This is a genomic window from Kitasatospora sp. NPDC034023, assembly GCF_055575795.1.
On sequence record NZ_JBVIRY010000002.1, the window covers coordinates 407988 to 422172 of the forward strand.

11 protein-coding genes are annotated in these 14185 nt (G+C 71.6%); 7 read left to right on the forward strand and 4 right to left on the reverse strand.

The window, feature by feature from the left end:
• Positions 1-22: 22 nt before the first annotated feature.
• Positions 23-1057 carry a heat-inducible transcriptional repressor HrcA gene (gene hrcA, locus ACZ52R_RS04770; RefSeq protein WP_360504318.1) on the reverse strand — a complete coding sequence of 345 codons (1035 nt, stop codon included), beginning with the start codon at positions 1055-1057 and terminating at the stop codon, positions 23-25.
• Positions 1058-1380: 323 nt separating this feature from the next.
• Here hrcA and htpX point away from each other — a divergent pair, with 323 nt between their 5' ends.
• The 3 genes from htpX (at position 1381) to ACZ52R_RS04785 (ending at position 3821) form a co-directional block, all read left to right on the forward strand.
• A complete protein-coding gene (htpX, locus tag ACZ52R_RS04775; protein WP_465620139.1) occupies positions 1381-2301 on the forward strand; it encodes a zinc metalloprotease HtpX in 921 nt (306 codons plus the stop codon).
• Between the two features lie 76 nt (positions 2302-2377).
• Positions 2378-2962 (forward strand): PspA-associated protein PspAB, encoded by a 585-nt coding sequence (gene pspAB / locus ACZ52R_RS04780; protein ID WP_360504322.1) that lies wholly within the window; start codon positions 2378-2380, stop codon positions 2960-2962.
• A 31-nt stretch (positions 2963-2993) separates the two neighbouring features.
• A complete protein-coding gene (locus ACZ52R_RS04785; RefSeq protein ID WP_465752730.1) occupies positions 2994-3821 on the forward strand; it encodes a DUF3097 domain-containing protein in 828 nt (275 codons plus the stop codon).
• A gap of 6 nt (positions 3822-3827) precedes the next feature.
• Here the strand turns inward: ACZ52R_RS04785 and ACZ52R_RS04790 are convergent, their stop codons facing one another.
• The 3 genes from ACZ52R_RS04790 to ACZ52R_RS04800 form a co-directional block, all read right to left on the reverse strand.
• The gene (locus tag ACZ52R_RS04790; protein ID WP_465752732.1) at positions 3828-4154 is read right to left on the reverse strand and encodes a Uma2 family endonuclease; all 327 of its coding nucleotides are present in this window, start codon (positions 4152-4154) and stop codon (positions 3828-3830) included.
• Between the two features lie 85 nt (positions 4155-4239).
• Positions 4240-5469 (reverse strand): radical SAM family heme chaperone HemW, encoded by a 1230-nt coding sequence (gene hemW / locus ACZ52R_RS04795; protein WP_360504326.1) that lies wholly within the window; start codon positions 5467-5469, stop codon positions 4240-4242.
• 79 nt (positions 5470-5548) lie between these two features.
• Positions 5549-7471 (reverse strand): AMP-dependent synthetase/ligase, encoded by a 1923-nt coding sequence (locus tag ACZ52R_RS04800; RefSeq protein ID WP_360504328.1) that lies wholly within the window; start codon positions 7469-7471, stop codon positions 5549-5551.
• Between the two features lie 357 nt (positions 7472-7828).
• Between ACZ52R_RS04800 and ACZ52R_RS04805 the strand changes: the two genes are divergently transcribed.
• From ACZ52R_RS04805 to ACZ52R_RS04820, 4 genes are all read left to right on the forward strand, one after another.
• Entirely contained in the window at positions 7829-9562 is a 1734-nt protein-coding gene (locus ACZ52R_RS04805; RefSeq protein ID WP_465620133.1) for an ABC transporter ATP-binding protein, read from the forward strand.
• A 218-nt stretch (positions 9563-9780) separates the two neighbouring features.
• Positions 9781-11679 carry an ABC transporter ATP-binding protein gene (locus ACZ52R_RS04810; protein ID WP_465752775.1) on the forward strand — a complete coding sequence of 633 codons (1899 nt, stop codon included), beginning with the start codon at positions 9781-9783 and terminating at the stop codon, positions 11677-11679.
• Positions 11680-11921: 242 nt separating this feature from the next.
• Entirely contained in the window at positions 11922-12833 is a 912-nt protein-coding gene (gene sigJ / locus ACZ52R_RS04815) for an RNA polymerase sigma factor SigJ (RefSeq protein ID WP_465752734.1), read from the forward strand.
• A gap of 152 nt (positions 12834-12985) precedes the next feature.
• Complete coding sequence (locus tag ACZ52R_RS04820) at positions 12986-14071, forward strand: NAD(P)/FAD-dependent oxidoreductase (protein WP_465752736.1); 1086 nt, start codon at positions 12986-12988, stop codon at positions 14069-14071.
• The last annotated feature ends 114 nt before the right edge of the window (positions 14072-14185 follow it).

The following is a 14185-nucleotide window of genomic DNA, read 5'->3' on the forward strand; positions in this document are numbered from 1 at the left end:
TCTCCAGGACGCGCGGTCTTTGCTACGACTCGGCCAGGATCTGACCCACGTACCGCGCCACCGCGCGCACCGCCCCCATTGTGCCCGGGTAGTCCATCCGGGTCGGGCCGATCACACCCAGTTTGGCCACGCTCTCGTCGCCCGAACCGTAACCGACCGACACGACCGAGGTGGAAATCAGCCCTTCGTAGGCGTTCTCCCGCCCGATCCGGACCGTCATCGCGGCGTCGTTGGTCTCACCCAGGAGGCGGAGCAGGATGACCTGCTCCTCCAGGGCCTCCAGCACCGGCTGGATGGTGAGCGGGAAGTCGTGGCCGAAGCGGGTCAGGTTGGCCGTGCCGGCCAGCATGATCCGCTCCTCGTTCTGTTCCGCGAGCGTCTCGAACAGGGTCGCCAGGACCGTGCTGACGGTCGGCCGGTCGGCCTGCTCGAACATCGCCGGCAGTTCCTCCAGCAGCCCCGGGACCTCCGGGAGGCGGCGGCCGGCGGCTCTGGTGTTGAGCGCGGCCCGCAGGTCCGCCAGGACCGTCTCGCCGACCGTGCCCGGGCAGTCGACCATCCGCTGCTCGACCCGGCCGGTGTTGGTGATCAGCACCAGCATCACCTTCGCCGGGGCCAGCGCCACCAGCTCGATGTGCCGCACGGTGGACCGCGTCAGCGACGGGTACTGCACCACCGCGACCTGCCGGGTCAGCTGGGCGAGCAGCCGCACGGTGCGCGCGACCACGTCGTCCAGGTCGACCGCGCCGTCCAGGAAGTGCCGGATCGCCCGGCGCTCGGGGGCGCTCATCGGCTTGACCTCGGCGAGCTTGTCGACGAAGAGGCGGTACCCCTTGTCGGTCGGGATGCGGCCGGCGCTGGTGTGCGGCTGGTGGATGTACCCCTCCTCCTCCAGCGCCGCCATGTCGTTGCGGACGGTCGCCGGCGAGACCCCGAGGTTGTGCCGCTCCACCAGGGCCTTGGACCCGACGGGCTCCTCGGTGCCCACGTAGTCCTGCACGATCGCGCGGAGCACGGCGAGCTTGCGGTCGTCCAGCTGGCGGACCTCACCGGCCATGGGGCACGCACCTCCGTCTTCGCTCGTTGTCCGTCTGTGTCCCTGGGTGTCCCCGGGTGCTGCTGCCGGCCGTTCCCGGAAGGTCCGGCCTCGGCACCTTGGCACTCTGAACACACGAGTGCCAGAACCGTACCTGCCAGTGTAAGGCCCGGGTCCTGCCGCAGGAACGGCCGGACCGGCGTGATCCTTCCCGCAGTTCCAGGTACGGCCCGCGGGGCGGCCACCGTTCACGGGTTCCCGTCACGGGTTCCCGGCGCGCGAGTGGTGCCACGAGGCCGTCCGGGTGGCAGCATCGAAGGCGACGGCGAATGGAGGAGCAAGCGATGTCGAGCTCGGGCCAGCACACCCGTTTCGCACCCGACCGCGGCCTGACCGGCCGCATGGTCGCGACGATGTTCGTGATCGGGCTGCTGTACGTCGGTTTCACCGGCCTGCTGATCGCGCTGCTGCGCGGCGCCTGGCCGCTGATCGTCCTGATCTCCGGCGGGCTGTTCGTGGCCCAGTTCTGGTTCAGCGACAAGATCACCGAACGGGCCATGGGCGCCCGCCCGGTGTCCCCGGAGGAGTTCCCCCAACTGCACGGCACGATCGACCGGCTCTGCGCCCTGGCCGACATGCCCAAACCCCGCGTGGCGGTCGCCGACAACGACATGCCCAACGCCTTCGCCACCGGCCGCAACTCGCAGAACGCGGTCGTCTGCGTCACCACCGGCCTGCTGCGACGCCTGGAGCCCGAGGAACTGGAAGGCGTCCTCGCCCACGAGCTGTCCCACGTCGCCCACCGGGACGTCGCGGTGATGACCATCGCCGGCTTCCTCGGCGTACTCGCCGGCGCGATGACCCGCATCGCCGTGTACGGCGGATTCATGGGCGGCGGCCGCAACAACAACGACCAGAACGCGGCCATCGTCGCGCTGATCATCCCGCTGGTCTCGATGGTCGTCTACGCGATCAGCTTCCTGCTCACCCGGCTGCTCTCCCGCTACCGCGAACTGGCCGCCGACCGCGCCGCCGCCCAGCTCACCGGTCGGCCCAGCGCTCTCGCCTCGGCCCTCACCAAGGTCACCGGGCAGATCGCGGCCATCCCCAGCAAGGACCTGCGCCAGGCGCAGCCCTACAACGCCTTCTACTTCGCCCCCGCGCTGAACGCCCGGGAGACCGCCTCCCAGCTGCTCTCCACGCACCCGACGCTGGAGAAGCGGCTGGAGCAGCTGGCGAAGATCTCCGAGCAGCTCGGCCACTGAACCCCCGCCGACCCTCCGCCGACCCCTGCAGACCCTCCGCCGACCTCCGCCGACCTCCGCTGACGAAAGGACCGCCGTGGGAATCCTGGACGCCCTGTTCGGCCGCACCAAGCCCGTCAAGCCCGACCTGGACCAGCTGTTCGGCGTGCCGTCCGCCGCACTCACCCTGGAGGCCGGCGCCGCGTTCACCCCCACCGGGCTCGGCTCGGTCTGCTTCGCGGCCGTCGAAGGCGCGGCCTTCGTCCAGGTCGAACAGCAGGTACGGGCGCTGCTGGACGCCGACACCGAGCGCGGCGGCGTCCCGGTGGAGGCCTCCAAGGACGACTACGGCTACTCCTGGCTGCTCGCCCGGCACCAGCCCGAGGAACTGCCGGAGCTGGTGAACGACCTGCACGCGGTCAACAGCGAACTGGAGGCGAACGGCTTCGGGCCGCAGCTGCTCTGCTCCCTGGTCGGCTTCCGCAATCCGCAGGGGCAGTCCCTGGCCCTGGTCTACCTCTACAAACGCGGCACCTTCTACCCCTTCGCCCCGATGCCCGGCGGCGGGGAGAAGCGCAACAGCCCGCTGGAGCTGCAGGTCAACGCGATGCTGGGGAACGACCTGCGGCTGGAGAAGGACCTCAGCCGCTGGTTCCCGGTCTGGGGCGCGCCGGGCCTCTGACGGCCCGTCCGCCATCCCTATGATCACCCGTATGCGCAGCCGCCAGTACGGTCCCGACCTGACCCCGCCGTGGAAGAAGCAGGCCCCCGCCCCGGAGGTGCCCGCCGAGCGGGACCTGGTGGTCGAGGAGGCGGCGACCGGCTTCTGCGGGGCGGTGGTGCGGTGTGAGAAGACCGCCGAGGGGTTCACCGTCACCCTGGAGGACCGCTTCGGCAAGCACCGGGTGTTCCCGCTGGTCCCGCGCGGCTTCCTGCTGGAGGGCAAGGCCGTCACCCTGGTCCGCCCGGCCGGCCCGGCGGCGCCGCGAACGCCTCGCCGCACCGCCTCCGGCTCGATCGCCGTCCCCGGCGCCCGCGCCCGGGTCGCCCGCGAGTCGCGGATCTACGTCGAGGGCCGGCACGACGCCGAGCTGGTCGAGCGGGTCTGGGGCGACGACCTGCGCATCGAGGGCGTCGTCGTCGAGTACCTGCGGGGCATCGACGACCTGCCCGCGATCGTCGCCGACTTCGCCCCCGGCCCCGGCCGCCGCCTCGGCGTCCTGGTCGACCACCTGCTCCCCGGCACCAAGGAGCACCGCATCGCCGCCCGGGTCACCGGCGACCGCGTCCTCGTCGTCGGCCACCCCTACATCGACATCTGGCAGGCCGTGAAGCCCGCCGCCGTCGGCATCCCCGCCTGGCCCGCCGTCCCCCGCGGCGAGGACTGGAAGGAAGGCACCTGCCGCCGCCTCGGCTGGCCGACGGACACCCCGGCCGCCTGGAAGCACATCCTGTCCAAGGTCGACACCTTCAAGGACCTGGAACCCGAACTCCTGGGCCGGGTCGAGGAGCTGATCGACTTCGTGACCCTGCCGGACTGAGGCCGGTCAGACGTACTTCTGAAAGTCCGTGGTGTCCAAGCTGATGCCGAGCTGGTCGATGGGGACGGGCTCGCCGAACTTGCTGGTCCGCTCCGACATGTACCTCGGGAGTCCGGACCCGGAATCCTGACCCCGCTCGGTCAGCAGCACGCACTCCCCCTTGATCGGGTCGACGATCAGATACGCGGGGACAGTGCCCTCGGCGTAGAGCTCCCGCTTGGTCCGGTAGTCACGGTCGGCACTGGTCTTCGACACCACCTCGACCACCAGGGTGACGACAGGCGACGGCAGTAGCCGCCCGTACTCCTCGACCACCCCGCGCTCGAAGACCACCGGGTCGCGAAGACCCCGGTCATCCGATCATCGATGGCGGTCATCGCACGCTCCCTCCGACGGCTGACACCCACGTCACCGAATGTCAGTCCACCAGGTCACGCACGACCGCGTCCGCCAGGAGCCTGCCCTGGAGGGTGAGGACGGCGCGGCCTGCCGCGTAGGGCTCGGGGGCGAGGAGGCCGTCGGCGAGGTGCCGGGCGGCGGCCTCGCGGCCGGTGCCGGTCAGCAGATCGAGGGAGACGCCCTCGACCAGGCGCAGTTCCAGGAGGATGCGCTCGACGCGGCGGTCCTCCTCCGCCAGGACCTCGCGGCCCAGGCCCGGGGTGCGGCCCTCGGTGAGGGCCTGGGCGTAGGCGGCGGGGTGTTTGGCGTTCCACCAGCGGACGCCGCCGATGTGGCTGTGGGCGCCGGGGCCGGCGCCCCACCAGTCGGCGCCGGTCCAGTAGAGCTCGTTGTGGCGGCAGCGGCCCTCGGGGGTGGTGGCCCAGTTGGAGACCTCGTACCACCGGTACCCGGCGGCGCCCAGTGCCTCCTCGGCGATGAGGTAGCGGTCGGCGTGCACGTCGTCGTCGATCATCGGCAGTTCGCCGCGCTTGACCCGGGCGGCGAGCCGGGTGCCCTCCTCGACGATCAGGGAGTACGCGGAGACGTGGTCGGGCCCGGCGCCGATGGCGGCGTCCAGGGAGGCCCGCCAGTCGTCGTCGGACTCGCCCGGGGTGCCGTAGATCAGGTCGAGGTTGACGTGTTCGAACCCGGCCGCGCGGGCTTCGGCGACGCAGGCTTCGGGGCGGCCCGGGGTGTGGTGGCGGTCGAGCAGCCGGAGGACGTGCGGGCGGGCGCTCTGCATGCCGAAGGAGATCCGGTTGTAGCCGCCCTCGCGCAGCTCGGCCAGGTACGCCGGGTCGACGGATTCCGGGTTGGCTTCGGTGGTGACCTCGGCGCCGTCGGCGAGCCCGAACTCCTCGCGGACGGCGGCGAGCATCTTCACCAGGTCGCCGGCGGGCAGCAGGGTGGGGGTGCCGCCGCCGAGGAAGACGGTGCGCACCGGCAGGTCGGTGTCGCCCAGCACCTTCCGGGCGAGCCGGATCTCGGCGACCACGTTGTCGGCGTACGTCTCCTGGGAGGCGACGGCCCCGGAGGAGCGCAGCTCGGTGGCGGTGTAGGTGTTGAAGTCGCAGTAGCCGCAGCGGCTGGCGCAGTACGGCACGTGCAGGTAGAAACCGAACGGGCGGCTGCCGAGCCCGTCGAGGGCGTGGGCGGGCAGGGAACCGTCGGACGGCACCGGTTCGCCGTCGGGGAGTGCGGAGGGCATGCCCCCATTGTCCCGTACGGTCCGTGAAGCCTGCGCGGACCGTACGGGACGGGGTGGGACGGGGTGCGGACGGGCCGGGTCAGGCCTCGTTGGCGCCCGTGTACATCGCGGCGACCGCGTCCGCGTAGGTCTTCTCGACCACGGGGCGCTTGATCTTCAGGCTCGGGGTGAGCTCGCCGTGCTCCACGTCGAGGTCGCGCGGCAGCAGGTGGAACTTCTTGATCGTCTGCCAGCGCTGCAGCCCCGTGTTGAGCCGCTTCACGAAGCCCTCGATCAGCTCGTGGACGGCCGGCTCGACGGCCAGCTCGGCGTAGGACTTGCCGGCGAGGCCGTGCTCGGCGGCCCACGGCATGAGGACGGCCTCGTCCAGGCCGATCAGCGCGGTGCAGAAGTTGCGGCCGTTGCCGATCACCAGGATGTTGCTGACGAACGGGCAGACCGCCTTGAACTTGCCCTCGACCTCGCTGGGCGCCACGTACTTGCCGCCGGAGGTCTTGAACAGGTCCTTCTTGCGGTCGGTGATCCGCAGGAAGCCGTCGGGGCTGAGTTCGCCGATGTCCTCGGTGTGGAACCAGCCGTCCGCTTCCAGCACCTCGGCGGTCTTCTCCGGCAGGTTGTGGTAGCCGCGCATGATGCCCGGGCCGCGCAGCAGGATCTCGCCGTCCTCGGCGATCCGCACCTCGGTGCCGGGCAGCGGGCGGCCCACGGTGCCGATCCGCACGTCCTCCTCGCGGTTGACGCAGGAGCCGGCGCTGGTCTCGCTGAGGCCGTAGCCCTCCAGGATCGGCACGCCGGCACCGAGGAAGAAGTAGCCGATCTCCGGAGCGAGTGCGGCGCTGCCGGAGACCGCGCCGCGCAGCCGCCCGCCGAACGCGGCCCGGATCTTGGCGTACACCAGCTTGTCGGCCAGCGCGTGCTGCACCCGCAGGGCCAGCGGGGCGGTGCCGGTGCCGGTGGCGACGCGGCTCTCCTGGACGGCCCGGGCGTGCTCGCGGGCGACCTTCGCCGCCCACAGGAAGATCTTGTACTTGGCGCCGCCCTCGGCCCGGGCCTTGCCCGCGATGCCGTTGTAGACCTTCTCGAAGATGCGCGGCGCGGACGCCATGATGGTCGGCCGGATCACCGGCAGGTTGTGGATGATCCGGTCCACCCGGCCGTCCACCGCCATCACGTGGCCGGTGGCGATCTGCCCGGAGATCAGCGTCTTGCCGAACACGTGGGACAGCGGCAGCCACATGAACTGCACGTCGTCGGAGCGCAGCAGCCCACTGGCCTCCTGCGCCCGGCCCTCGTACGCCCAGCAGTCGTGCACCAGGCGCACGCCCTTGGGGCGGCCGGTGGTGCCCGAGGTGTAGATCAGGGTGGCCAGCTGCTCCTTGTCGAGCCCGTCGACGGCCTTCTCCACCGCGTCCGGGTGCTGCTCCAGGTACTCGGCGCCGCGCTGCTCCAGCTCGGCGAGGGTGAGCACCTCGAGGCCGGCCGCCTCGGGAGCCTCGTCGGGGGCGTCGAACAGGATGACGGTGCGCAGCTCGGGCAGCTGCTCGAGCTGCGCGGCGGCCTTGGCCAGCTGGGCGGCGTTCTCCGCGAACAGCGCCCGGGAGCCCGAGTTGGAGAGGATGAAGACGGTCTCGTCCGCGTTGGTGCTCGGGTAGACGGTCGTGATCGCCGCGCCCGCGCACATGGCGCCGAGGTCGGTGATGATCCACTCGATCCGGGTGGAGGACGCCAGGGCGACCCGGTCCTCCGGCTGGATGCCGAGCGCCATCAGGCCGGCCGCCACCGCCTTGACCCGGGTCGCGGTCTGCGCCCAGGTCAGCGAGCGCCACTGCTCCGCGCCGGGCGCGCCGTCCGCGGCGTGCTCGTCGACCGGGGCGGGGTAGCGGTAGGCCTCACCGTTCGGAGTCGCGGCGACCCGCTCCAGGAACAAATGGGCGACGGAGGCGGGACGCCCGGCGACGAGGTCGGGCCGGCCGGAGTCGATCAGGGACTGCGCGGAACTCAACGAGGACCTCCGGGGGCGGGTGGCCGTCTGAGGGATTGTCGCGGCGGCCGTGGGGGCGGTCGCCGGGCCCCCGGTTCACCTGAACGGTACCGGTCAGTAACAAGGGGGCAATCAGCAGCCTAGGGGGAAACCGGTCATTCCGTAAGGGGGCGGAGCCGGTCGGCACACCCCCCGCACCGCCGGTGACCACGCCACACCGACGGACGCACCCGGCAAGGTGACCAACGAGCGAACTGCCGGACCGTTCGGTAAAAGCCCGGCAAACCCCCGGTTCCCACACGCCGAATGGCCTGTACGACCGCACAGAAGAACGAGAATTGGGGTGCGAACCCGACCGGCGACGACAAGAGTGTGCTAGTGCTGATCAGACTGCTGAGGGCGTACCTGCGCCCCTACTCCCGACCGATCACCCTGCTGGTAGCCCTCCAGCTGGTGTCCACCCTCGCGGCGCTCTACCTGCCGACGCTCAACGCCGACATCATCGACGACGGCGTGGTCAAGGGCGACACCGGGTACATCCTGCGCCTCGGCGGGGTCATGATCGGCGTCACCCTCGTCCAGGCGATCTGCTCGATCGGCGCCGTCCTCATCGGCGCCCGCGTCGCCATGGCCTTCGGCCGCGACGTCCGCGCCGCCGTCTTCGACCGGGTGCAGAGCTTCTCCGCCCGAGAGGTCGGCCAGTTCGGCGCGCCCTCCCTGATCACCCGCACCACCAACGACGTCCAGCAGATCCAGATGCTCGCCCTGATGAGCTTCACGCTCATGGTCGCCGCACCCATCATGTGCGTCGGCGGCATCATCATGGCGCTCAACCAGGACGTCCCGCTGTCCGGCCTGCTGCTCGCCGTCATCCCCGCCCTCGCCGTCGTCGTCATCCTGCTGGTCCGCGCACTGCGCCCGCAGTTCCGCAGCATGCAGGAGCGGATCGACACCGTGAACCGGGTCCTGCGCGAACAGATCACCGGCATCCGGGTCATCCGCGCCTTCGTCAAGGACACCCAGGAGCAGGCCCGCTTCGCCGACGCCAACGAGGACCTCACCGACGTCGCCCGCCGCGTCGGCCGGCTGATGGCCGTCATGTTCCCCGCCGTCATGCTCGTCGTGAACATCTCCAGCGTCGCCGTGCTCTGGTTCGGCGCCCACCGCATCGACAGCCACTCCATGCAGATCGGCGCGCTCACCGCCTTCCTCTCCTACCTGCTGCAGATCCTGATGAGCGTCATGATGGCCACCTTCATGTTCATGATGGTGCCCCGCGCCGAGGTCTGCGCCGAACGCGTCCAGGACGTCCTCAGCACCGACTCCAGCGTCGTCCCGCCCGCCGCGCCCGTCACCGAGGTCCTCCGCCGCGGCAACCTCGAACTGCGCGACGTCGACTTCCGCTACCCCGGCGCCGAGGCCTCCGTACTGCGCGGCATCGACCTCACCGCCCGCCCCGGCGAGACCACCGCCATCATCGGCTCCACCGGCAGCGGCAAGTCCACCCTGCTCGGCCTCGTCCCCCGGCTCTTCGACGCCACCTCCGGCCGGGTCCTGCTCGACGGCGTCGACGTCCGCGAACTCGCCGCCGACACGATCGCCGACAACATCGGCATCGTCCCCCAGAAGCCCTACCTGTTCAGCGGCACCGTCGCCAGCAACCTCCGCTACGGCCGGCCCGACGCCACCGACGAGGAACTCTGGCACGCCCTGAAGATCGCCCAGGCCAAGGAGTTCGTCGAAAAGCTCCCCGAAGGCCTCGACGCCCCCATCGCCCAGGGCGGCAGCAACGTCTCCGGCGGCCAACGCCAACGCCTCGCCATCGCCCGCGCCCTGGTCCGCAAACCCTCCGTCTACCTCTTCGACGACTCCTTCTCCGCGCTCGACTACGCCACCGACGCCAGACTGCGCAAGGCCCTCGCCGACGAGACCTCCGACGCCACCGTCCTGATCGTCGCCCAGCGCGTGTCCACCATCCGCGACGCCGACCGGATCATCGTCCTCGACGAGGGCGCCGTCGTCGGCACCGGCACCCACCACGAACTGATGGCCGACAACCCGACGTACCGGGAGATCGTGCTCTCCCAGCTCACCGAGCAGGAGGCGGCGTGACCACCCCCGGAAACCCCACGGCGGAGCAGGACACCGGAAAGGCCGACCCGACGACGGCCGGCCCGACAACGGCCGACTTGACGACGGCCGACTTGACGACGGCCGACCTGACGAAAGCCGAGAGCGCGCAGGCCGACCTGACGAAGACCGACGCCGAACTGCCCAGCGACTCCCAGGCCGCCGCCGCCCGCCGCGGCCCCGCCGGACCCGGCCGCTTCATGGGCGGCCAGGGCTCCGAGAAGTCCATGGACTTCAAGGGCTCCGGCAAACGCGTCCTCGGCCTGCTGCGCCCCGAACGCAACATCCTCATCGGCGTCCTGCTCCTCGGCGTCCTCGGCATCGGGTGCGCCGTCATCGGCCCCAAGATCCTCGGCAACGCCACCGACCTGATCTTCGCCGGCGTCGTCGGCGCCCGCTTCGCACCCGGCACCTCCAAGGCCCAGGTCATCGACGGCCTGCGCGCCCACGGCGACAAGGGCGTCGCCGACCTGCTCTCCGCCGTCGACTTCACCCCCGGCCAGGGCATGGACTTCGACGCCATCGGCTCCGTCCTGCTCTGGGTGCTCGGCATCTACGTCGCCTCCGCCGTCCTCGGCATCTTCCAGGGCCGACTGGCCACCAAGGCCATCCAGCTCGCCAGCTACCGGCTGCGCCAGGACGTCGAGTCCAAGCTGTCCCGACTGCCGCTCAGCTACTTCGACAAGCAGCCGCGCGGCGAAGTGCTCAGCCGGGTCACCAACGACATCGACAACATCGGCCAGTCCATGCAGCAGACCATGGGACAGGTCGTCAACTCGCTGCTCACCGTGGTCGGCGTGCTGGCCATGATGTTCTGGATCTCCCCGCTGCTCGCCCTGATCGCCCTGGTCTCGGTGCCGGTCTCGGTGGTCGTCGCCACCAAGGTCGGCAAGCGGGCGCAGCCGCAGTTCGTCCAGCAGTGGAAGTCCACCGGCCAGCTCAACGCCCACATCGAGGAGATGTACACCGGCCACACCCTGGTCAAGGTCTTCGGCCGCCAGCGCGAGTCCGCGGAGACCTTCCGCAAGCACAACGAGGCACTCTACGAGGCCAGTTACAAGGCCCAGTTCATCTCCGGGATCATCCAGCCCGCGATGATGCTGATCGGCAACCTGCAGTACGTGCTGGTCGCCGTCGTCGGCGGCCTGCGGGTGGCCAGCGGCGCGCTGTCCATCGGCGACGTGCAGGCGTTCATCCAGTACTCCCGGCAGTTCAGCCAGCCGCTCACCCAGGTCGCCAGCATGGCCAACCTGGTGCAGTCCGGTGTCGCCTCCGCCGAGCGCGTCTTCGAACTGCTCGACGCCCCCGAGCAGAGCGCCGAACCCGCCATGCCCGAGAAGCCGGACGCCCTGCACGGCCGGGTCGCCTTCCAGGACGTCTCCTTCCGCTACGAACCCGACAAGCCGCTCATCGAGGACCTCTCGCTCAAGGTCGAACCCGGCCACACGGTCGCCATCGTCGGCCCCACCGGCGCCGGCAAGACCACCCTCGTCAACCTGCTGATGCGCTTCTACGAGGTCAGCTCCGGACGGATCACCCTCGACGGGGTCGACATCTCCGCGATGTCCCGCGAGGACCTGCGCTCCGGCATCGGCATGGTCCTCCAGGACACCTGGCTGTTCGGCGGCACCATCGCCGACAACATCGCCTACGGCGCCCGGGGCGCCACCCACGAACAGGTCGTCGAGGCCGCCAAGGCCGCCCACGTCGACCGCTTCGTCCGCACCCTGCCGGACGGCTACGACACCGTCATCGACGACGAGGGCACCAACGTCAGCACCGGCGAGAAGCAGCTGATCACCATCGCCCGGGCCTTCCTCGCCCAGCCGTCCATCCTGGTCCTCGACGAGGCCACCAGCTCCGTCGACACCCGCACCGAGGTACTCATCCAGCGGGCCATGGCCCGGCTGCGCACCGGCCGCACCAGCTTCGTCATCGCCCACCGGCTCTCCACCATCCGGGACGCCGACGTGATCCTGGTGATGGAGAACGGCTCGATCGTGGAACAGGGCTCGCACGACGAACTGATCGCCGCCGACGGCGCCTACGCCCGGCTCTACCAGGCGCAGTTCGCGGAGGCCGTGGCCGAGGTCGACTGACGCAGCGCCACATGACGGGCCGGGGCGGGACCTTCCGCCCCGGCCCTTCGCGTGCATGCCCTTCGCGTGCATGCCCTCGTGTGCGTGCCCTCGTGTGCGTGCCCTTCGCGTGCATGCCCTCGTGTGCGTGCCCTCGTGTGCATGCTCTTCGCGGGTGACCACCTTTGCGTCCCGCCTTCGCGTCCCCGCCCGTCGCGCACCCGGTCGTCGCCATGGGTGCCGCCGGGCGCTACCTTGGGCGCGTGATCGACGACCAGCTCCCGGCCGCCCCGGACGCCTTCGAGGCGAACCGCCGCTACCTCGGCTCCGTCGCCTACCGGCTGCTCGGCTCCTTCACCGACGCCGAGGACGTCCTGCAGGACGCCTGGCTGCGTTGGCAGGCCGCCGACCGCGCCACCGACGCCGATCCGCGCGCGTTCCTGACCACCGTCGTCACCCGGCTCTGCTACGACCAGCTGGGCTCCGCCCGGGCCCGCCGCGAGGCCTACTACGGCGAGTGGCTGCCCGAGCCGGCCGTCTCCTACGCCGACGGCCCCGACTCCCCCGACGAACTCGCCGAGCGCGGCGAGTCCGTCTCGCTCGCCCTGCTCGCCGTCCTGGAACAGCTCACCCCGGCCGAACGGGCCGCCTTCGTCCTGCACGACGTCTTCGCGGTCGGCTTCGAGGAGATCGGCGCCTCCCTGGACCGCTCCCCCGACGCCGCCCGCCAACTCGCCTCCCGGGCCCGCCGCCGGGTCAAGGACAGCGCCCGGCGCCCCGGCGGCGCCGCCCCGGCCGAGCACCGCCAGGCCGTCGAGGCCTTCGTCGCCGCCACCACCCGCGGGGACATCCTCGCCCTGATGGAGGTCCTCGACCCGGACGTGGTCTGGCACGCCGACGGCGGCGGCATCGTCCGCGCCGCAGCCCGCCCCGTCCGCGGCGCCGACCGGGTGTCCCGCCTGGTGACCGGCCTGATCGCCAAGTGGTTCACCCCCGACATCGGGACCGCACACGCGATGGTCAACGGCGAACCCGGGCTGGTCTGGTACGACCGGGCCACCGGCACCGTCGGCGGCGTGCTCGCCTTCACCGTCGCCGACGGGCGGATCACCGAGGCGCACGTCGTCGTCAACCCCGAGAAGCTCGGCCGGATCAGCCCGGTCACCGCCCCCTGACCGACCCCACGACACCCCCGCCCCGAGCCCCACCCCGGGCCCGCCCCAGACCCGCGGCGATGTGACGCGGGTCACGGTCACATCCCGACCGGCCGCGTCGTCCCCTTCCCGAGCAGCGCTCCACGAGGGCGCACCGAATGGAGGCGGACGAGATGAGCAGCAGCACCACCACCCCCGGGAAGCGGATCGTCGTCCTGGGCGCCGGATACGCCGGACTCACCGCGGCCAAGGGCGCCGGACGGCACCACACCGTCACCCTGGTCGCCCCCGAGGAGCGACTCCTGCACCGCATCCGCCAGCACGAAGCGGCGGCCGGCCGCGGCCGCGACTGGCCGGCCATCACCGACCTGGCCCGCGGCCGCACGATCCGGCACCACCGGGCCCGCGCCGTCGAACTCGACCTCACCGGACACAAGGTCCTGCTGGACGACGGCACCACCCTCGCCTACGACACCCTGGTCTACGCCCTCGGCAGCCGCACCGCCTGGCACGGCGTCCCCGGCGCCGTCGAAAACGCCCACCCCGTCGAGCGCGCCGCCGAGGTCCGACGCCTGATCCGCGAGGCCGCCCGGCCCGGCACCCTTGCCGTGGTCGGCGGCGGCGCCACCGGCATCGAACTGGCCACCGAACTCGCCGAAGCCCACCCCGACTGGCGGGTGCGGATCATCGCGGCCGGCCGGGTCGGCGGCATCTACTCGCCCAAGGGCCGCGCCCACGTCCGGCGCGTCCTCGACCGGCTCGGCGTCGCCGTCCACGAGGACGCCACCGTCACCGAGGTCACCCCGGACGGGCTGCGCACCACCGCCGGCCCGATCGACGCCGACCTCACCCTCTGGGCCGCCTCGCTGGAGCCGCACCCGCTGGCCGCCGAGGCCGGGCTGGCCGTGGACGAGCGCGGCCGGGCCCTGGTGGACGACCACCTGCGGTCCGTCTCGCACCCCGACGTCCACGTGGTCGGCGACGCCGCCGCCGTCACCGTCCCCGGCGTCGGCACCCTGCGGATGGGCTGCGCCACCGCCCTGCCGCAGGGCCAGTACGTCGGCAAGCTGCTCGGCGGGCGCACGGAGAAGCCGTTCTCGTTCCGGTACCTCGTGCAGTGCGTCAGCCTCGGCCGGCGGGACGGGCTGCTCCAACTGGTCCACGCGGACGACTCGATGAAGCCCACCGTGTTCACCGGCGCCGCGGGGCGGCTGGCCAAGGCCGGGATCGTCTCCGCCGTCTTCAGCGCGCTGAAGTAGCCGCCCGGGTAGCCGCCGAAGCGGCCTTGACGGCCTCGACGGCCTGGACGGCCTGGACGGCCTCCGGGAACGCAAAAGGGCCCGGGCGGGATGCCCGGGCCCTTCGGCTCGCCT